At 65.9% G+C, this 19513-nt stretch carries 17 protein-coding genes; 11 read left to right on the top strand and 6 right to left on the bottom strand.

Annotation, left to right across the window (positions count from 1 at the left end; translation table 11 throughout):
* Positions 1 to 39: 39 nt before the first annotated feature.
* The 4 genes from G606_RS0100085 to G606_RS0100070 all read right to left on the bottom strand — a co-directional run bounded on the left by G606_RS0100085 (position 40) and on the right by G606_RS0100070 (position 4735).
* Positions 40 to 1242 carry a MalY/PatB family protein gene (locus G606_RS0100085; protein ID WP_101671120.1) on the bottom strand — a complete coding sequence of 401 codons (1203 nt, stop codon included), beginning with the start codon at positions 1240 to 1242 and terminating at the stop codon, positions 40 to 42.
* 51 nt (positions 1243 to 1293) lie between these two features.
* A complete protein-coding gene (locus G606_RS09180) occupies positions 1294 to 2175 on the bottom strand; it encodes a DUF3737 family protein (RefSeq protein ID WP_051198225.1) in 882 nt (293 codons plus the stop codon).
* A 336-nt stretch (positions 2176 to 2511) separates the two neighbouring features.
* Positions 2512 to 3966 carry a nucleobase:cation symporter-2 family protein gene (locus G606_RS0100075; protein ID WP_026644297.1) on the bottom strand — a complete coding sequence of 485 codons (1455 nt, stop codon included), beginning with the start codon at positions 3964 to 3966 and terminating at the stop codon, positions 2512 to 2514.
* Between the two features lie 187 nt (positions 3967 to 4153).
* Positions 4154 to 4735, bottom strand: a complete 582-nt coding sequence (locus tag G606_RS0100070; protein ID WP_026644296.1) for a xanthine phosphoribosyltransferase — start codon at positions 4733 to 4735, stop codon at positions 4154 to 4156.
* Positions 4736 to 5185: 450 nt separating this feature from the next.
* Here G606_RS0100070 and G606_RS0100065 point away from each other — a divergent pair, with 450 nt between their 5' ends.
* Together G606_RS0100065 and rpsD are read left to right on the top strand one after the other, a co-directional pair.
* Positions 5186 to 7951, top strand: a complete 2766-nt coding sequence (locus G606_RS0100065; RefSeq protein ID WP_051198217.1) for a UvrD-helicase domain-containing protein — start codon at positions 5186 to 5188, stop codon at positions 7949 to 7951.
* A 234-nt stretch (positions 7952 to 8185) separates the two neighbouring features.
* Positions 8186 to 8812 (top strand): 30S ribosomal protein S4, encoded by a 627-nt coding sequence (gene rpsD / locus G606_RS0100060; protein WP_024541410.1) that lies wholly within the window; start codon positions 8186 to 8188, stop codon positions 8810 to 8812.
* Between the two features lie 109 nt (positions 8813 to 8921).
* Here rpsD and G606_RS0100055 read toward each other — a convergent pair whose 3' ends face one another.
* Positions 8922 to 9287, bottom strand: a complete 366-nt coding sequence (locus tag G606_RS0100055; protein WP_026644294.1) for a phage holin family protein — start codon at positions 9285 to 9287, stop codon at positions 8922 to 8924.
* Between the two features lie 38 nt (positions 9288 to 9325).
* On the opposite strand from G606_RS0100055, the gene G606_RS0100050 reads away from it, so the two are divergent.
* From G606_RS0100050 to mltG, 6 genes are all read left to right on the top strand, one after another.
* Positions 9326 to 10003 carry a histidine phosphatase family protein gene (locus G606_RS0100050; protein WP_026644293.1) on the top strand — a complete coding sequence of 226 codons (678 nt, stop codon included), beginning with the start codon at positions 9326 to 9328 and terminating at the stop codon, positions 10001 to 10003.
* 91 nt (positions 10004 to 10094) lie between these two features.
* Complete coding sequence (locus tag G606_RS0100045) at positions 10095 to 10499, top strand: DUF948 domain-containing protein (RefSeq protein WP_026644292.1); 405 nt, start codon at positions 10095 to 10097, stop codon at positions 10497 to 10499.
* 3 nt (positions 10500 to 10502) lie between these two features.
* A complete protein-coding gene (locus G606_RS0100040) occupies positions 10503 to 10739 on the top strand; it encodes a hypothetical protein (protein WP_026644291.1) in 237 nt (78 codons plus the stop codon).
* 201 nt (positions 10740 to 10940) lie between these two features.
* Positions 10941 to 13634, top strand: coding sequence for an alanine--tRNA ligase (gene alaS, locus G606_RS0100035; protein ID WP_026644290.1), 2694 nt, complete (start codon positions 10941 to 10943; stop codon positions 13632 to 13634).
* Positions 13635 to 13645: 11 nt separating this feature from the next.
* Positions 13646 to 14122, top strand: coding sequence for a Holliday junction resolvase RuvX (gene ruvX, locus G606_RS0100030; protein WP_026644289.1), 477 nt, complete (start codon positions 13646 to 13648; stop codon positions 14120 to 14122).
* A 2-nt stretch (positions 14123 to 14124) separates the two neighbouring features.
* A complete protein-coding gene (mltG, locus tag G606_RS0100025; protein WP_026644288.1) occupies positions 14125 to 15327 on the top strand; it encodes an endolytic transglycosylase MltG in 1203 nt (400 codons plus the stop codon).
* Between the two features lie 44 nt (positions 15328 to 15371).
* On the opposite strand, the gene G606_RS0100020 is transcribed toward mltG, so the two are convergent.
* On the bottom strand, positions 15372 to 15836 hold the full coding sequence (locus tag G606_RS0100020) for a prepilin peptidase (RefSeq protein ID WP_026644287.1): 465 nt from the start codon (positions 15834 to 15836) through the stop codon (positions 15372 to 15374).
* A 45-nt stretch (positions 15837 to 15881) separates the two neighbouring features.
* On the opposite strand from G606_RS0100020, the gene aroC reads away from it, so the two are divergent.
* The 3 genes from aroC (at position 15882) to aroQ (ending at position 19284) form a co-directional block, all read left to right on the top strand.
* Positions 15882 to 17075: a chorismate synthase gene (aroC, locus tag G606_RS0100015; protein WP_026644286.1), complete on the top strand. Its 1194-nt coding sequence runs from the start codon at positions 15882 to 15884 to the stop codon at positions 17073 to 17075.
* Positions 17076 to 17093: 18 nt separating this feature from the next.
* Positions 17094 to 18752 (top strand): bifunctional shikimate kinase/3-dehydroquinate synthase, encoded by a 1659-nt coding sequence (locus tag G606_RS0100010; protein ID WP_051198213.1) that lies wholly within the window; start codon positions 17094 to 17096, stop codon positions 18750 to 18752.
* Positions 18753 to 18822: 70 nt separating this feature from the next.
* Positions 18823 to 19284, top strand: coding sequence for a type II 3-dehydroquinate dehydratase (gene aroQ, locus G606_RS0100005; RefSeq protein WP_026644284.1), 462 nt, complete (start codon positions 18823 to 18825; stop codon positions 19282 to 19284).
* The last annotated feature ends 229 nt before the right edge of the window (positions 19285 to 19513 follow it).

Here is a 19513-nt window from a genome sequence, read left to right as displayed (position 1 = left end):
ATGATGAGTCTGAGATGAGCTTTGCTGATGTCGATTCCGTCACCGATGTCCGACGTAGTCGCGCGCGCCGGCGATCAGACGACCGACGCCGTCGACGACGAGGTCGGCGCGCGTGCCAAGGTTCATGCGCACGAAGCGTTCGCCGTTGACGCCGTAGATGCCGCCGTATGAGAGCGCGAGCCCGGTGTGTTCGCGCAGATAGTCGCAGAAGCGTTCGGCGGTCGTGTCGCCGGCCTCGTCGAGCAGCCGCGAGCAGTCGATCCACAGCAGGTAGGTGGCGTCGGACGGCGCCGGCGTCAGGCCGGCGGCGTGCGCGGCGAGTTGTTCTGCCGCGTAATCCTTGTTGCGCTGCACGACGGCGTTGAGCCGACGGAGCCAGTCGGCGCCGTCGGTGTAGGCGGCGATGAGCGTCTGGACCGCGAAATCGTTCGGCTCGGCGACCTCGTCGGTGTTGACGCCGCGCACGGCGCGTGCACGGAGCCCCGCGTCGTCGGCGAAGAAATACGCGGAATGTAGGCCGGCCGTGTTGAACGCCTTCGACGGCGAGGAGCAGGTCACGCTGATGCGGCGGTTCGTCTCGCTCGCCGCCGCGAACGGCGTATGCGTCATGCCAGGACGGATGACGTCGCAGTGGATCTCGTCGGAGACGACGGTCACGTCATGCTTCGCGCACAGTTCGCCGATGTGCGCCAGATCCTCCCGACTCCAGACGTTGCCGGTCGGGTTGTGCGGGTTGCAGACGATCATCAGGCGCGCCAGCGGGTCGGCGAGCTTCTCCTCGAGGTCGTCGAAATCGATTGCATAGCGGCCGTGCTCGTATTTCAGCGGATTGGTCAGCACGCGACGGCCGTTGTTGACGATCGAGTTCGTGAAGATGTTGTAGACGGGCGGCTGGATGACGACCTTCTCCGCCACGTTCGTCAGCGAGCGCACGAGCGACGAGATCGCCGGCACGACGCCCGAGACAAAGGTGACGTGCGCCGGGTCGACGTCCATGCCGTACTGCCGCCCCCACCATTGTGCGACCGCACGCATGAACTCGGCGGGGACGTCCGTGTAGCCGAAGGTACCGTTCTCGACGCGTTTGGCGAGCGCCTCGCGGATGGCGGGTGCTGTGCGGAAGTCCATGTCCGCGACCCACATCGGCAGTTCGCCGCTTGCGACGTCCCATTTCATCGAGAAGATGCCGTCGCGGCTCACCTCGTCGTCGAATCCGCTCACATGTTCAAGTGCTGCGCTCATGTCGTCGTCAATCCTTTCGCTGTGTGCTTGTCGTTCGTCGTCCGGCATCGCTCAGGCGCGCTTGCCGACGGCCGCGCCGAGCTCGTCGCCGTCGCGCGTGAGCAGGTGGACGGCGCTCGTGTCGATGTTCTTGTCGTTTTGGACGATCTCGCCGAAGTCGGCCGCGCGGATCGTGCCGGAGACCGGGTTGACGACGCCGTCGATGCGCGTCGTCACGTCGGCGTCGACGTCCGTGCAGTATTCGAACGAGCGCGTCGTGTCAATCAGTCGGCAGTTGCGCAGCGTGAGCTCGTCGACGTAGCACAGGCCTTGCAGGCTCTGGATTGTGCAGTTCTCGAAGGTGATGTTCCTCGTGTTCCATGCCAGGTATTCGCCGGCGATGAACGAGTTCCGCACGACGACGTTCTCGCAGTTCCAGAACGCGTCCTTGCACATCATCAGGCGGGCGTTGTCCACCCTGACGTCGCGGCAGCCGTCGAAACAGTAGTTGCCGGTGAGCTGGAAGTCGCCGATGGTCAGATGGTCGCTGTCCATGCCGAAGTAGTCACCGTTGGCGACGACGTGCCGCAGCGTGACGTTGCTGCAATGCCAGAGCGTCTCCGCGGCGTTCGTGAATGCGACGTTGTCGAGCACGACGTCGTCGTTCCTGCGGAACTCCTTGGGTGCTTGGATCGTGCAGTCGGTGAAGCGCATGTGCTTGCTGTACCAGAACGCGGCGTGTGCGTCGAACTCGAAGAGCGTATCGTGCACGTCGACGTTGTCGGAGTACCACAGCGGGTACTTCCAGCGGAACACGCTGTGGTTGACGGTGATGTCGCGTGATTCCTTGAGCGGGGATTCGCCGTCCTCGAACACGCAGTCGGTGATGAGCGCGTCGTGTTGGGCGAACAGCGCACGTTCGCCGGTGAGTTTCTGTTCGCGGATTTCCTGCATCGTCCTGTCTTTCGTTCATTGATGGACCGCGCGTCGCGCAAGGCCGTTGGGTTGTCGACTGCGGCTCATTGTAGGAGGGCGCCGCGGGGCGCACAATCATGTTCGCCGATGAACCGATTCGAAATCGTGTGGTCGGTCATTCGCGGCGCGCATATCGTCGCCGGCGAGGCGTGAGGGACGTGGCATCAGTTGCGGGGGAGCGTAGGAAATGTCGGAGCAACGGAGATCAATGGAACAACGACAATCGACGGAACGACGAAATCGCCGAACAAACAAAAGGACGTCGCCCGCAGCGGGTGCGGACGGCGTCGTGGGAGGAATGCGCGGGCGCGCGTCTCACTTCGGTTGCTTCGGCGTCGAGAGGAACCGTTCCTCGCCGGGCAGACAGAGGTTGAGGATGACGGCGACGACGAAGGCGACGGCGATGCAGTTCGATGCGAAGATCGACTGGAACAGAGGAGGGAAGTGCTCGAAGATGCTCGAGACCTGCGTGAAGCCGATGCCGATCGTCAGCGACAGCGCGGCGATCGTGATGTTGCGCTGCGTGTAGCCGGCGTCGGAGATCATCTGGAAGCCCGAGAGGATGATGTTGCCGAACATCATGATCGTGCAGCCGCCGAGCACCGCCTGCGGCATCGAATTGAAGACCTCGGAGATGGCCGGCACGAAGCTCGCGAGGATGAGCAGCACGCCGCCGGAGAGGATGACCTTCCTGTTGACGACCTTCGTCATCGCGACCAGGCCGATGTTCTGCGCGAAGGACGTCAGCGGCAGGCATCCGAAGACGCCGGAGACCGAGGAGATCAGGCCGTCGCCGGCGATCGCGCCGGAGGTCTCGCGCTGCGTGGGCTTGCGGTCGAGACCCACCTTCGTGAGCGCCGCCGTGTCGCCGAGCACCTCCACGGAGGAGACGACGTAGAGTAGGCCGATCGAAATGATCGCGCCCCAGTCGAACTCAGGCTTGAACGGCATGAATGAAGGCACGCTCACTACCTGAAGATGCTGGAAGCCAGAGAAGTCGACCTTGCCGAAGAAGATCGCCACCACATAGCCGATGAGCAGGCCGAAGAGCACCGACAGCTGCTTGGCGGTGCCCTTCATGCACAGCTGGAACACGAGGCAGGCGACGAGCGAGATCAGACCGAGTGTGAGGTTCTGCCAGCTGCCGAAGTCCTTCGCGCCGGCGCCGCCGCCGAAGCTTTCGGCGCCGACCGACAACAGGGAGAAGCCAATCGCGGTGACGACGATCGCCGAGACGATTGGCGGGACGAAACGCTGCCAATATTTCGCGGTCAGGCCGAGCGCAACCTCGAGCAGGCCGCCGACGATGACGGCGCCGACGACGGCGTCGTAGCCCTGATGGGAGACGATTGCGATGGCGGCGGCCACATAGGTGAAGGAGATGCCGGTGACCATCGGCAGGCGCGAGCCGAAACGCCACACGCCGTAGAGCTGCAGGCACGTGCCGAGTCCGGCGACGAGCAGGCCGGACTGGATGATCTTCGCGGAGTCGGCCGCGGACATGTTGCCTGCGGCGGCCACGAGGAAGATCGGCGCGAGGTTGGCGACGAACATCGCGAGCACATGCTGCAGGCCGAACGGTATGCCCTTCCAGAAGGAGACCGGCGCGTCGAGGCTCGAGAGCGTCTCGAAGGAGACGCCGGAGCGCTTCGCCTCACGCCGTTCCTCGGCGGGCGTGGCCGTGGCCTCGTCGCGTTTGAGCTCGTCGGTCTCGAAGGTGGATTCGAGACGGTCATTCGGAGCATCGGATTTGCCGACAGGGGAATTCATGGGACCTCCGGGAAATGCGTCGGCCGGCCCATGCGTGACATGGGCCGGCCTCTGTGCGGAATGGAACGACAATCACAGTAGGCGCCGTCTCGTTACGGGAAGGAAACAACCGCACGATCGGCGCGACTGTGTGCGCGAAGGCGCGGCGGCACGACACCTATGTGTTCGCCGTGGGTGAAAACGGATGTCAGGCGCGGAAGGTGACCGAACCGGTCTCGGCGTCCATCGCGTCGATGATCGCGAGCGAATCGAGGTCGTAGCCCTCGGCGCGCAGGCCGTCGCCGCCGCCCTGAAAACCCTTCTCGATCGCGATGCCGATGCCTTCGACGGTCGCGCCGGCGTCCTCGCACAGCTCGATGAGGCCGGCGAGCGCCTGCCCGTTCGCGAGGAAGTCGTCGATGATGAGGATGTGGTCGCCCGCGTTGAGGAACTTCTTCGAGACGATGACTGGGAACTCCTTCTGCTTCGTGAACGAGAAGACACGCGTCACGTACTGGTCGCCGTCGAGGTTGATCGACTGCGCCTTCTTCGCGAACACGACCGGCACGTCGCCGAAATGCTGCGCGGCGATGCAGGCGATGCCGATGCCGGACGCCTCGATCGTCAGGATCTTCGTGATCGTCTTGCCGGCGAAATGCTTGGCCCACGCGGCGCCCATCGCGTTGAACAGCGCGACGTCGCACTGGTGGTTGAGGAACGCGTCCACCTTGAGCACGTTGCCCGGCTTGACCGTTCCCTCTCGCGCGATGCGCTCCTCAAGTTCCTTCATTTGTACGTCCGCCCTTTCATCCGGTGTGTCTGTGAGTACGTTCGTGCGCGCCGCGCCGATCGGACACGGCGGCGCGAACGTCGGCTGGTGATGGCGATTCAGCTTACGCCGTGCAAATGACGAGGACGCCTGCGCTACGGGTAGCGCACGCTTACGGGTAGTTCGATCTTCTATATCTATGTCTCTAATCTCTTATGTATGCGTCCCCTCACCTTGTATGGGAAGTGCGCTGTTACGGGAGGCGCGTGGTCCTTGCCGAGGCGTGCGGCGCCGGCACGGCGACTGACCAAAGCGTGTGCTAAAAATGAAAGCCGGTTTTCGCCAGGTGCCACCCGTAACGAGTGGGTGAAGCGCCGTGTGTGATGCGCACGACCGATGCCGACCGTAACGGAAACCACCCATCCGTAGGGGCGTCGCCCGGGACGCAGACGCGCGGCCTCCGGGGCGGGCATGGCGAACACATGCGAACGCAGGCAACGAAAGGACACGACAGTGCACAACGATCCGGAAGTCATCGTCCGCTCGCCGCAGGAACTCGTCGGCGACCTCAACGAGCAGCAGGCACAGGCCGTGCAGTTCCGGGGTCCCGCGCTGCTCATCGGCGCGGGCGCCGGATCCGGCAAGACGCGCGTGCTGACGCGCCGCATCGCATGGATCCTCACCCAGTTCGGCGCATGGCCGAGCCAGATTCTCGCGATCACGTTCACGAACAAGGCCGCCGCCGAGATGCGCGAACGCCTGTCGGCGCTCATCGGTCCGGTCGCGCAGCGCATGTGGGTCTCCACGTTCCACTCCGCATGCGTGCGCATCCTGCGTCGCGACGGAGAACGGATCGGCCTGAAATCCGGGTTCACGATCTACGACACCGCCGACTGCGAACGCCTCGTCAAACTCATCGCCACCGACTTCAACATCGACATCAAGCGCTACACGCCGCGCCAGATCCTCGCGCGCATCTCCGACTACAAGAACAACCTCACCGGCGTGCGTGAAACACTCGCCCAGTACGCGCCCGACTTCCGTCCCGGCACGCGCGGCTTCCGCATCGGACGGGTCGGCAACGTCGAGGAGATCTACGCGATCGTCTACGCCGAATACCAGCACCGGCTCGCACTCGCGAACGCCGTCGACTTCGACGACCTCATCGCGCGCACCGTCGAACTGCTGCGCACGCAGCCGGACGTCGCCGAATACTACCATCGCAAGTTCCGCTACATCCTCGTCGACGAATACCAGGACACGAACCACGCGCAGTACGTGCTTGTACGCGAGCTCGCCGGCGTCGACTCCGGCGAGCGTCCCGCGCCCGACGCGCCCGGGGTCGGCCGTCAGGGACCGGCGTGGATCACCGTCGTCGGCGACTCCGACCAGTCGATCTACGCGTTCCGCGGCGCCGACATCAGCAACATCCAGGACTTCGAACAGGACTTCCCGGACGCGCGCACAATCATGCTCGAGCAGAACTACCGCTCCACGCAGACGATCCTCGACGCCGCGAACGCCGTCATTGCGCACAACGAGGGACGCAAGCCGAAGAAACTGTGGACGGCCGCCGGTAAGGGCGCGCCGATCACCGGCTATGCCGCCGACACCGCGCAGCTCGAGGCGCACTGGATCGCCCACGAGATCCGCCGGCTGCATCAGGAGGAGGGGCTGCGCTACTCCGACATCGCCATCATGTACCGGGCGAACGCGCAGTCGCGCTCGCTCGAGGAGGGGCTCATCCAGTCGCATGTGCCCTACCAGCTTATCGGCGGCACGAAATTCTACGAACGCCGTGAGGTCAAGGACGCGCTCGCGTATCTGCAGGCGATCGTCAACCCGGCGGACGGCATCAACATGCGCCGCATCCTCAACGTGCCCAAACGCGGCCTCGGCGCACGTGCAGAATCGATGGTCACGGCTTGGGCGGACGAGCGTGGGCTGACCTTCTGGCAGGGCGTCGAACAGGCCGAACGGATCGAGGGGATGACGACGCGCACGCTCAACCCGCTCAGGCGTTTCGCCGCGATGATGACGCAGCTGCGCGCCTTCGCCGCCGAGCACGACCGGCAGCCCTCGCAGGTCGTCGCCGAGGTGCTTGCGCAAAGCGGCCTGCTCGAGGAGCTGCGCAAGTCGACCGACCCGCAGGACCAGTCACGCGTCGAGAACCTGTCGCAGCTGCAGTCGGTGGCCGCCGAATACGAGCAGAACACGCCCGATGCCACGCTCGCCGGCTTCCTTGAGACGACGGCGCTCGTCGCCGACTCCGACCAGCTGCCCGACGAGGCCGAGGACAGCGGCAAGGTCACGCTGATGACGCTGCACACGGCGAAGGGACTCGAATACCCGGTCGTCTTCCTTACCGGAATGGAGCAGGGCACGTTCCCGCACTCGCGCGCGATGGAGGACACGAGCGAGCTGAGCGAGGAACGGCGTCTCTCGTACGTCGGCATCACGCGTGCCAAGCGTCGCCTGTATCTCACGCGCGCCGCCGTGCGTGCGCAGTGGGGCAGGGCGAGCGAGATGATGCCGAGCCAGTTCCTCGACGAGATTCCTGACGGCCTCATCGACTGGAAGCGCCGCGAGGCCGGCGTCGAACGCATGCGCTCCGGCTGGGGGCATGCCGCCGGCGGCTCGCGCGGCCGCGACGACTGGGAAGAGGGTCTCGACGAGTTCGGCGGCTGGGACGACGATTTCACCGAACCGTCCTATGGCGGTTCGTCCTATGGAGGTTCGTCCTCGTATGGCCGTTCCTCCTACGGCTCATCGTCCTATGGTTCCTCCTACGGCTCGTCATCCTCATATGGCTCGTCGTCGCGCGTGCGTTCCTCCGATGACGCCGCGCCGCGCTTCGGCTCGGCCGCGCGCGAGCGATCCTCGTCGTCCTCGTCGTCCACGTCGGGCGGCGCACACTTCAGCTACGGCGTGAGCTCGTCGCCGTCGTCGCGTTCGTCGCGCTTCGGTTCGGCGGCATCCTCCCATTCGTCATCGTCGCGTTCGGGGAAGGTGACGACGCGCAGGACGTCGCCGAAGCCGGCGTCGTCGCTCGATAAGGACAACCGTCTCGACATCAACGACTTCCGCGTCGGCGACAAGGTGTCGCACGACAGCTTCGGTCTGGGCACCGTGCTTGAAACGCAAGACAAGGGCCGCAACTCGATCATCACCGTCGACTTCGGCTCCGCCGGCGTCAAGCGGCTCATGCTGCGCGTCGCGCCGATCGAGAAGCTCTGAGGCGCGGCGGGGCGGCGCGCGTCGTTCGTCCATGGCTGAGGTGTACAATCGTCGATTGGTGCCGTCTCGAGTGGGATGGCATCGTCTGGAGCCTTGGCCCATCAGCGGATCGGCGGTCCCGCACGGGATCGTTCGTGCTTGCACGGCGAAGCGCTGGAGAGGCTGGCTCGCATGGCGTGGGACCCACGCCGTGTTCCGTTCAGACAACGACAGAACAAAGAAGGATACAAACCAATGACGAACGTTCAGCGTTCCCGCCGTCAGGTGCGCCTCTCGCGCGCCCTCGGCATCGCACTGACCCCGAAGGCTCAGCGCATCTTCGAAAAGCGTCCGTATGCCCCTGGTGAGCATGGCCGCACCCGTCGCCGCGCCGAATCCGATTACGCGGTCCGTCTGCGCGAGAAGCAGCGTCTGCGCGCCCAGTACGGCATCTCCGAGAAGCAGCTGCGCGCCGCCTACGAGAAGGGCACGCACACCGCGGGCCAGACCGGCAACGCGATGCTGACCGATCTCGAGACCCGCCTCGACGCCCTCGTGCTGCGTGCCGGCATCGCCCGTACGACCGCGCAGGCCCGCCAGTTCGTGGTGCACCGCCACATCCTCGTCGACGGCAACATCGTCGACCGCCCGTCCTACCGCGTCAAGCCGGGCCAGACCATCCAGGTCAAGCCGAAGAGCCAGACGATGGTCCCGTTCCAGATCGCCGCCGAAGGCACGCACCGCGACGTGCTGCCGCCGGTCCCCGGCTATCTGGACGTCAACCTCGCCCAGCTCAAGGCGACGCTGACCCGCAAGCCCGAGGCGGAGGAGATCCCGGTGCAGGTCAACATCCAGTACGTGGTCGAATTCTACGCCCGCTGATCTGGATTCACGTACTGTAAATCGATACAGTATAAGGACATACAGCGCAAGGCCCCGCGATGCAGATCGCGGGGCCTTGCGTGTTGTCGCAACAGGGGAGTGGACGGCGTCAGGAGGAGAACGCGGCGCTGACGATGCCGCTGACGATCGACATGATCAGCGAGCCGAGCACCGCCCACAGGAAGCCGTCGATCGTCACGCCGACGTCGAACAGGCTGATCGCGAGCCACGAGGCGAGCTCCATGAACAGCCAGTTGATGACGAGGGCGAGCAGCCCAAAGGTCAGGATCGAGAACGGCAGTGCAAGCATCTGCACGACCGGCTTGATCGATGCGTTGAGCAGTGCCATGAACAACGAGAACGCGGCGACGCCGAGGATCGGGGGATGTCCGACGACGTGCATGCCGGGCAGCAGCACGACCATGACGCCCGCGGCGATCGTCAGGATCGCCCAGCGAATAAGAAAATCACGCATGAGCCGATTATGGCAGCCAAGTGCGATAATCGGTAACCATGATCCTTCATCTGCATCTCGTCCGCCACGGACAGACCCTCTTCAACCGATACAACCGCCTGCAGGGATGGTCGAACTCGCCGCTGACCGACGCGGGGCTCGACGACGCGACGCATGCCGGTCAGCTGCTCGCCGACGTCGACTTCGCCGCCGCCTACTGCTCGGATACGACTCGCGCGCAGGTCACCGCCGAACGCATCCTCGATGTCAACACGGCCCACGGGCACGCGCGTCCGACGCTGATCAGCGACATGCATTTCCGCGAACAATGCTACGGCTACTACGAGGGACAGGACATGGACATGGCGTGGCTCGCCGCCGGCGGTCCGCACGGGGCGCCCACCTACAACGCGATCGTCGAACGCTACGGCGTCGCCGCGACCCGCGACTTCCTCAAGGAGGCCGACCCCTTCCACGACGCCGAATCGGACGACGAATACTGGCGGCGCATCGCCGGCGGCTACGCGCTCATCGCCGCGAACCCGCACCTTGAAGACGGCGACCACATCCTGCAGATCTCCCATGGCAACACGCTGCTGAGCCTCATGCAGCGCTTCGCGCCGGAGGGCTATGACCTGAGCGAGCGGCCGGCGAACGGATCGGTCAGCGAATTCGATCTGGACACGGACGCCGACTTCGCCTCGGCGCTCGCCGTCATCTCCTACAACCGGCGCTGATCACCCCGTCTGGGCGATTGGGTACCCTGATGCGGGTAGGAACAACGCGTCGTGACATGCACGTCGTAACAGGAAAGAGGTGCACGAGAACATGGGTGCTGGAGAAATTGCTGGTCTGATCGCGGCGATAGCCTTCGCTGTGCTTGCCGGATTCCTGATCTATCCGCTGATCCGCCTCGGCAAGCTGTTCGACCAGCTCGCCGACACCGTCAAGGAGACCGGCGACCACGCGCTGCCCGCGCTCGACGAGGGCGTGACGACGGTGCAGCAGGTCAACAAGTCGCTCGCCGACGTCAACGAGATCTCGTCGGCCGCCTCGAGCACCGCCAACAACATCGGCGCGCTGACGAACCTGTACGGATCCTTCCTCGGCAAGCCGATCATCAAGCTCGCCTCGACCTTCTACGCGTTGAGGACCACGGCGCGCTCGTTCATGAACAAGGGCCAGCAGCCGGCGCAGGACGCCAAGACCGCCACCGCAACCAAAGGGGAGTGACCCATGCGCAAACGTCTACTGTGGATCGCGCTCGGCATGATCGCCGGCGTCATCGCCGTCAGCAAGGCCAACGCCTACGTGAAGGCCAACACCCCCGACAAGGCGCGTCAGTTCCTGCTCGGACCTGATCAGGAACACGTCGGCATGCGCACGCTGCAGGGACTCATCACCGAGTTCACCGACGTGCGCCGCGCCCGCGAGGCGGAGCTCAACAGCCGCTACATGGACCGCCTTTCGTAGGGACGCCCGGCCGCACGCTGCATACGACACCCGCATGGGTTTTGCACACGGACATGCGCACGTGCGCGGCCCATCGCTCGCGTTGGCGTTGGCATTGCCGATGCCGGCCGTTCGTTGTAGTCTGTAGTCTTTCAAGTTTTTCATATCATCCATCGCTTTCATCCATCCATGGACATCCAAGTACGTAAGGAGCCGCAAGCAATGCGCACCGCGGAGATCGCCCAGCGATATCTCAACTACTTCAAGAAGCAGGACCACCTCATCGTGCCATCCGCCTCGCTCATCTCGCCGAACCCGACGACGCTCTTCACGATCGCCGGCATGGTGCCGTTCATCCCGTACCTGATGGGCGAGCAGACGCCGCCGAGCCACCGCATGGCCAGCAACCAGAAGTGCGTGCGCACGCTCGACATCGACGAGGTCGGCAAGACGACGCGCCACGGCACCTTCTTCCAGATGCTCGGTAACTTCTCCTTCGGCGACTACTTCAAGGAGGAGGCGATTCACTACGCCTACGAGCTGCTGACGACCCCGGTCGAGCAGGGCGGCTACGGATTCGACGTCGAGAAGCTGTGGTTCACCACCTTCACCGACGACGACGAGGCGCGCGCGATCTGGAAGAACGAGGGCGTCGACCCTGAGCACATCCAGATCCTGGGCATGGAGGACAACTTCTGGACGACCGGCGGCCCCGGCCCCGGCGGCCCGTGCTCCGAGATCTACGTAGACCGCGGCCCCGAATACGGCAAGGAGGGCGGCCCGATCGCCGACGAGAACCGCTACATCGAGATCTGGGACCTCGTCTTCGAGAACTACATGGTCGACAACGTCAAGTCGAAGACCGAACTGCACATCGCCGGCGAGCTCAAGCACAAGAACATCGACACCGGCGCCGGCCTCGAACGTCTCGCCTACCTGCTGCAGGGCAAGCAGAACATCTACGAGACCGACGAGGTCTTCCCGGTCATCGAGGCCGCCGAGAAGCTTTCGGGCATCAAGTACGGCGAGGACAAGGACGCTGACGTCAAGATGCGCGTCGTCGCCGACCATGTGCGCTCCGCCCTGATGATCATGAGCGACGGCGTGCGTCCGAGCAACGCCGGCCGCGGCTACGTGCTGCGCCGCCTGCTGCGCCGCACGATCGAGGCGATGCGCGTGCTCGGTGTCACGACGCCGGTCATGCCCGAGCTGCTGCCGGTCTCCGAGGCCGCGATGGAGCCGAACTATCCGGAGCTCGCGAACACCTTCCACGACGTCTCCGAGGCCGCCTACGGCGAGGAGGACGCGTTCCGCCGCACGCTGACGAACGGCATCGAGATCTTCGACATGGCCGTGAACAAGGCGAAGGCGCAGGCCGGCAAGGACGACGCGCAGCCGGTCGTCTCCGGCGACGCCGCGTTCACGCTGCACGACACCTACGGCTTCCCGATCGAACTCACACTCGAGATGGCGGCCGAGCAGGGCGTCAAGGTGGACGAGGAGAAGTTCCGCGAGCTCATGAACGAGCAGAAGTCCCGCGCCCGTCAGGACGCGCTCAAGAAGCGCCACAACGTGGACCTGAGCGAATACGACGACTTCAAGAACAAGCTCGAGGCGCCGATCGAGTTCCTCGGCTACACCGACATGACATCGCGCAGCCGTGTCCTCGGCATCATGATGGAGGGCGTCGGCGCCGTGCCGGCCGTCTCCGCGCCGGCGACCGTCGAGGTCATCCTCGACCGCACGCCGTTCTACGCCGAGGCCGGCGGACAGCTCGCCGACCAGGGCGACATCGTCTCCGACGACGGCGCCGTGCTCGAGGTCGACGACGTGCAGAAGCCGATCAAGGACCTCATTGTGCACCAGTGCCGCCTTGTCGAGGGCACGCTTGTTGTCGGCGCCGAAGTGACCGCCGAGATCGACATTGAACGCCGTGGCGCGATCGCCCGTTCGCACACCGCGACGCACATCGTGCACAAGGCGCTGCGCGAGGAGCTTGGCCCGCAGGCGACGCAGCGCGGTTCCGAGGACGCCCCGAACCGTCTGCGCTTCGACTTCCAGTGGCCGAAGGCGCCGACAAAGGAGCTGATGAGCGCTGTCGAGGCGCGCGTCAACGACCGCGTGCGCGACAACCTGCACGTTTCGACGCAGGAGATGAAGTTCGACGATGCGATCGCGCTCGGCGCGATGCATCTGTTCGGCGAGAAGTACGGCGATGTCGTGCGCGTCGTCACAATCGGCGACGACGGCTGGAGCCGTGAGCTGTGCGGCGGCACGCACGTCGACTTCGCCGGCAAGATCGGCCTGGTCAACATCATGTCCGAAGCCTCCGTCGGCTCCGGCGTGCGCCGCGTCGACGCGCTCGTCGGTCAGGACGCCTACGACTTCAACGCCCGCGAGCACGCGCTCGTCTCGCAGCTGTCCGACACGCTCAACGCGCGCCCCGACGAGCTCGCCGAACGCGTCAACACGCTGCTCGCCAAGCTCAAGGACTCCGACCGCCGTCTGGCGGCGATGTACGAGGCACAGCTCGCCGCGTCCGTCCCGCAGATCGTCGAGGATGCGAAGGGCTCCAATGCGCCGATAGTCGTGGCGGCGAAGAACGTCGGCCACTTCGGTTCCTTCGACGTGCTGCGCAAGACCGTCATGGACATCCGCAACCGTCTGGGCGACGACCGCCCGGTCGTCGTGGCGCTCGCCGGCGTCAACGAGGACGATAAGCCGATGGTCGCCGTCGCGACGAACGAGGCGGCCCGCAAGGAAGGCATCAAGGCCGGCGACCTCGTGCGCGGCGCATCGAAGATCCTCGGCGGCGGTGGCGGCGGCAAGCCGGACTTCGCCCAGGGCGGCGGCTCTGACGCGTCGAAGGTCGACGACGCCGTTGCGGCGCTCATCAAGGACGCGCGCAAGGGCTGAGCCTTCGCCACATGGTCTGGTTAGGCATCGATCTAGGAAATGCCCGGGTCGGACTCGCGCTGTCCGACCCGGAGCTGACCTTCGCGCACCCTGCGGGCAACGTCACCGTGCACGGTGACTATTTTCAGGCATTCGATGACGTCCTCAACGTCATCGAGGACGAGCACGTCGAACGCGTCGTCGTCGGCCTGCCGTTGCAGATGGACGGCACCGAGGGGGCGAGCGCGAAGAAGGCGCGCCGGTGGGCGAAGTCGCTCGACAGGCGGCTCGCGGCCGAAATGGAAGACGAACTGTCCGGCATCGACTGGATGCCTGATATTATGCTCGTGGATGAACGCCTGACGACGGTCGACGCGCATCGTCTGCTGTCCGCCGCGCAGCTGGGCACCCGTCGGCACCGCGCCGTCGTGGACCAGCAGGCGGCGGTGACGATCCTGCAGACGGCGTTGGACGGACGTCGCGCCGACGCGCACGGTTCAGAGGAGTGAGAGTGCCTGAGGATTTGCACGATTTTTTCAGCGACGACGCATGGGATGACGGCACCGGAGCCGACCATCCCGCCGCCGGGGGCGACGAGACGCCACGGCCGCCGAAGCCGCCGCATTCGCGCCGCGATATGCGCCGGCACCGCAAGCGCAAGCGCCGCAAGCGGTTCATCGTCGTCATCGCATCGATCATCGTCGTCGCGCTGTGCATCGGCGTCGGCGTCTTCGCCGTCGGCAAGGTCAAGCAGTGGCGTCGCAGCACGCTCGCCGACACGGCGGTCGTCGACGACTACCCAGGGCCGGGGGAGGGCGACGTCGCCTTCACCGTCGAGTCCGGACAGGGCGTCGCCGAGATCGCCGAAGGCCTGCAGCGCGCGGACGTCATCAAATCGGTCGACGCGTTCACGTCCGTCGTCGCAAGCAACTCCTACACGCTGTATCCGGGCACCTACGAGCTCAAACGCCACATGAAGGCGTCGGCCGCCGCGAAGATCCTCTCCGACGAGGGCAACGCGAAGGGCTTCGTCGAGGTGCGTCAGGGCGAACGCCTCGACGACGTGCTCAAGACGGCCGCCGAATCCTCCGGCATCGAGCTCAAGGAATTCGAGGACTACGCGTCCGACGCCACGAAGACCGGCCAGATCCTGCCCGCCTGTGCGAAGGGCGAGCTCGAGGGCTGGCTCGAACCCGGCGTGTACAACATCGGCGAGAATCCGACACCTGCCTCGATCCTGCAGCAGATGGTGCAGGCGAGGATCGAGAAGCTCAACGAGCTCGGCGTACCCGAAGGCGACCAGCGCGAACGCATCCTGATCATCGCGTCGATCGTCGAGGCCGAGGTCAACTCGCAGGAGTACTACGGCAAGGTCAGCCGCGTCATCGAGAACAGGCTCAAGGACGACATGCCGCTCGGCATGGACTCGACGGTCGCCTACGGATTCAAGATCAAAGGCACCGAGCTGACGAACGAGCAGCTCAACGACGGCTCGAACCCCTTCAACACGCGCGTGAACAAGGGGCTGCCTCCGACGCCGATCTCCAACCCCGGCGACGACGCGATCCAGGCGGCGATGCACCCCGAGGACGGCGACTGGCTGTACTTCGTGACGACCGACCTGAAGACCGGCGAGACGAAGTTCACGTCCAACTATGACCAGTTCGAGCAATACGTGCAGGAGTACAAGGCCAACAACGAGCACGCGAACTGACCGGTTCGGGTGCGCGCCCGCGCCCGAACGCTTGCGTCCGAACCTCAGACGAGCGTCGCAAGCACGGCGAACAGCCCCGCCGCGACAATCACCGGCACGAATGGCGCCCTGACATCGATGCCGGGGCGCCGTTTCGTATACCGGGACCACGCCGCGAGCCACGGCATGCCAAGCGCGGCCATCCCGAGCCACCACAGCACGAAGGCGGCTGGGCCGAACACGCCGACGGCGCAGCCGACGAGCGCGCTCGCCGTGACGTCGCCGAAGCCGAGCGAGCCAGGACGCACGAGGGCGAACGCGAGCTGGATCCCCGCGCCGCACAGAAGACCGGCGCACGCGCGCAGCGGCGCGGCCGGATCGGCGCCGAGCCACGCCAGTAGCACGCATGCGAGCAGCTGGATCGCGATCCCGGTCATGATCAGCCGCCGCGGGACCGTGCGCCGCCTGAGGTCGGTCACGCACGCCGCGATTCCACAAAGCAGTCCCGGAAGGCAGCAAAGGTACGGCATACCGTTAAGATAGTCACAGTTTTCCCACGGACCAAAGGAGTTGGCATGTTGCGTTGGCAGACCGCCGGTGAATCCCACGGCGAGGCGCTCGTCGCGATGATCGAGGGCGTCCCCGCAGGAGTGAAAATCACGTCGGACGACATCCGGGGGGCGCTCGCCCGGCGCCGTCTCGGCTACGGCCGCGGCGCGCGCATGAAGTTCGAGCAGGACCAGGTGCGCATGCTCACCGGCGTGCGCTTCGGCAGCACGCTCGGCTCGCCGATCGCGATCGAGATCGGCAACACCGAATGGCCGAAATGGACCGAGGTCATGAGCGCCGACCCGCTCGACCACGAGCTCGCGCGCGAAGGCCGCAACGCGCCGCTGAGCCGTCCGCGTCCGGGCCACGCCGACCTGACCGGCATGCGCAAGTACGGCTTCGACGACGCCCGTCCGGTGCTCGAACGCTCGAGCGCGCGCGAGACGGCGTCGCGCGTCGCGCTCGGTGAGGTGGCGCGCCAGTTGCTCGAACAGGTGGCCGGCGTGCGCACCGTCAGCCACGTCGTCTCGATCGGTGGTGTCGGCGTCGACGATCCGACGACGATGCCGCTGCCGACGCCCGACGACGTCGACATGCTCGATGCGTCCCCGGTGCGCACACTCGACAAGACGGCCGAGGCGCGCATGGTCGCCCGCATCGACGAGGCGAAGGCGAACGCGGACACGCTCGGCGGCGTCATCGAGGTGATCGCCTACGGCATGCCCGCCGGCGTCGGCACCTATGTGGAATCCGACCGCAGGCTCGACGCGGCGCTCGCCTCGGCGCTCATGGGCATCCAGGCGATCAAGGGCGTCGAGATCGGCGACGGCTTCCTCGAGGCGATGCGCCCGGGCTCGCAGGCGCACGACGAGATGGTCGCCGGCGCCGACGGCCGCATCGAACGGCTGACGAACCGCGCCGGTGGCATCGAAGGCGGCATGTCCAACGGGCAGCCGATCCGTGTGCGCGCCGCGATGAAGCCGATCCCGTCGATCCCCAAGGCGCTGCGCACCGTCGACGTGACGACCGGCGAGGCGGCGCAGGCGATCAACCAGCGTTCCGACAGCACGGCGGTGCCGGCGGCGGCCGTCGTCGCCGAGGCGATGGTCAGGCTCACGCTCGCCAAGTATTTGCTCGAGAAGTTCGGCGGCGACAGCGTCGACGAGACGCGCCGCAACATCGAGTCGTACCTCGCCTCCTGGCCCGAGCACATGCGCTGAGCGCGCGGAGGGACGGCCATGGCAAGGCACAGCAGACACGGCGCCGGCGCGCGCAGGCGCCCGGCCGCCGTCATCGTCGGCATGATGGGCGCCGGCAAGACACGTCTGGGCAAGGAGATGTCGCAGATGCTCGGCATCGGCTTCGAGGACGCGGACCAGCAGATTGAGGACGAGATCGGCATGTCGATCCCGAAGTACTTCGCCCGACACGGCGAGGCGGCGTTCCGCGACGTCGAACGGCGCGTCGTCGCTGATACGCTCGTCTCCTTCGACGGCATCTACGCGCTCGGCGGCGGCGCGCCGATGACGCCGGCGGTGCGCGAGGCGCTGCATGACTACGCCGCGCACGGCGGACGCGTCATCTATCTGCTCGCCGATCCGGCGGAGGCGATGGAACGCGCGCGCAGGGGAGGCGGACGCCCGATGCTCGACGGCGACGCCGACGCGCGCTGGATGGCGCTCTACGAGAAGCGCGACCCGATCTACAGGAAGGTGGCGAACGTAATCGTGCGCACGCACGGCATGACGCCCAAGGCAGCGGCAAGGAAGATGATCGACATGACGAACGAAGGCATCGTCCATGTGGACGGCGCGGGCATCGAACCCTACGACGTGAGAATCGGCGAGGGAGCGCTCAACCATCTGCCCGACGTGCTCGGCGAGAGGCCGGTGCGCGTCGCGCTCATCCACACGCAGTCGGTGCAGCGGCACTCCGACCGTGCGCGCGCGATCCTGCGCAAGGCCGGCTATCAGGTGAGTGACATCATGATCCCGGATGCCGAGGCCGGCAAGACCGTCCAGGTCGCCGACGGCATCTGGCAGCGGCTCGGCAACGAGGGCTTCACGCGCTCCGACGCGATCGTCGGTCTCGGCGGCGGCGCCTGCACCGATCTCGCCGGCTTCGTCGCGGCCACGTGGATGCGCGGCGTGCGCTACGTGAACTGCCCGACGTCGCTGCTCGCGATGGTCGACGCGTCCACCGGCGGCAAGACCGGCGTCAACACGCCGCAGGGCAAGAACCTCGTCGGCTCGTTCTACACGCCTGCCGGCGTGCTCGCCGATCTGCGCACGCTCACGTCGCTGCCGAACGACATCTTCATTGAAGGACTCGGCGAGGTAGCCAAATCCGGCTTCATCCGCGACCCCGAGATCCTCACGATCCTCGAGGACCACGCCGACGAACTGCGCGCCTTCGACGGCGAGACCTTCCTCGACTCGCCGCTCAAGCCGGTCGTCGCCGAGCTCATCGAACGCACGGTGCGCGTCAAGGCCCACCATGTGTCCGCCGACCTCAAGGAGGCCGGCCTGCGCGAGTTCCTCAACTACGGGCACACCTTCGGCCATGCGATCGAACAGCTTGAGCATTTCCGCTGGCGGCACGGCAACGCGGTCGCTGTGGGCATGGTCTACGCGGCCGAACTGTCCAACCTGACCGGGCACCTCGACCGGCCGACCGTCGAATACACCTACGACCTGCTCGAGCGTCTGGGGCTGCCGACCTCGTGGAACGGCGCAGATTTCGACGAGGTGCTCGCGCTCATGCACCGCGACAAGAAGGCGCGCGGCAACACGCTGCGCTTCGTCGGCCTCGAGGAGATCGGCAGGCCATTCCACCTCGACGACCCCGACCCTCAGGCGGTGCGCAAGGCCTTCGAACGGGTGCGCCAGCAGGCGTAACGCGCACGACGCCCGGCATCGTCGCGCACTATCATGGGGCTGACAACGTTTTCCAAGGAATGGAGTGGATATGGCCGAAAATGAGCCGGTCAAGGTGATCGTCGTCAACGGGCCGAACCTCGGTCGCCTCGGGGTGCGCCAGCCGGACGTGTACGGCAGGCAGGACCTCGAGCAGCTGCGCAGGCTGTGCACGCAGTGGGGCGAAGGGCTCGGACTCGACGTGGACGTGCGGCAGACCGACGACGAGGCGCAGATGGTGCAGTGGATGCACGAGGCCGCCGAGCAGCTCAAGGCGGTCGTCATGAACCCGGCGGCGTTCACGCATTACTCGTATGCGCTCGCCGACGCGGCGCACATGGTGCTCGACGCGGACATGCCGCTCATCGAGGTGCATATCTCGAACCCGGCGGCGCGCGACGAGTTTCGCAAGCGTTCGGTGATCAGCCCGGTGGCCACCGGCACGATCACCGGCCTCGGCTTCCTCGGCTACAAGCTCGCGCTCGAGGCCGTCGCCGAACTGACGAAGGGCTGAGCGGGCTCTGACTGTATCGGCAATACGAGGGGGGGCCGGGAACCGATTGCGGTTCCGGGGCCGCCGTCGTATCTGCACCGGTCGCCCGATCGCTGGAGGGCATCGCCGGCATGACGAGATTGCGGTGGGGACTTGCGGTACAGGTCGTTGGGTCTCACGGTGGGGGGGCGGCTATGGACGTGGGTTGTCCACGTAGGCGCGTTCCGGTGGATTTTTGCTTACAGCTGAG

The sequence above is a fragment of the Bifidobacterium sp. AGR2158 genome (assembly GCF_000424225.1).
In the GTDB taxonomy this organism is placed as follows: Bacteria; Actinomycetota; Actinomycetes; order Actinomycetales; family Bifidobacteriaceae; genus Bifidobacterium; species Bifidobacterium anseris.
Note: the sequence above shows the minus strand (reverse complement) of the source record. Positions and strands in the feature narration are given on the sequence as shown.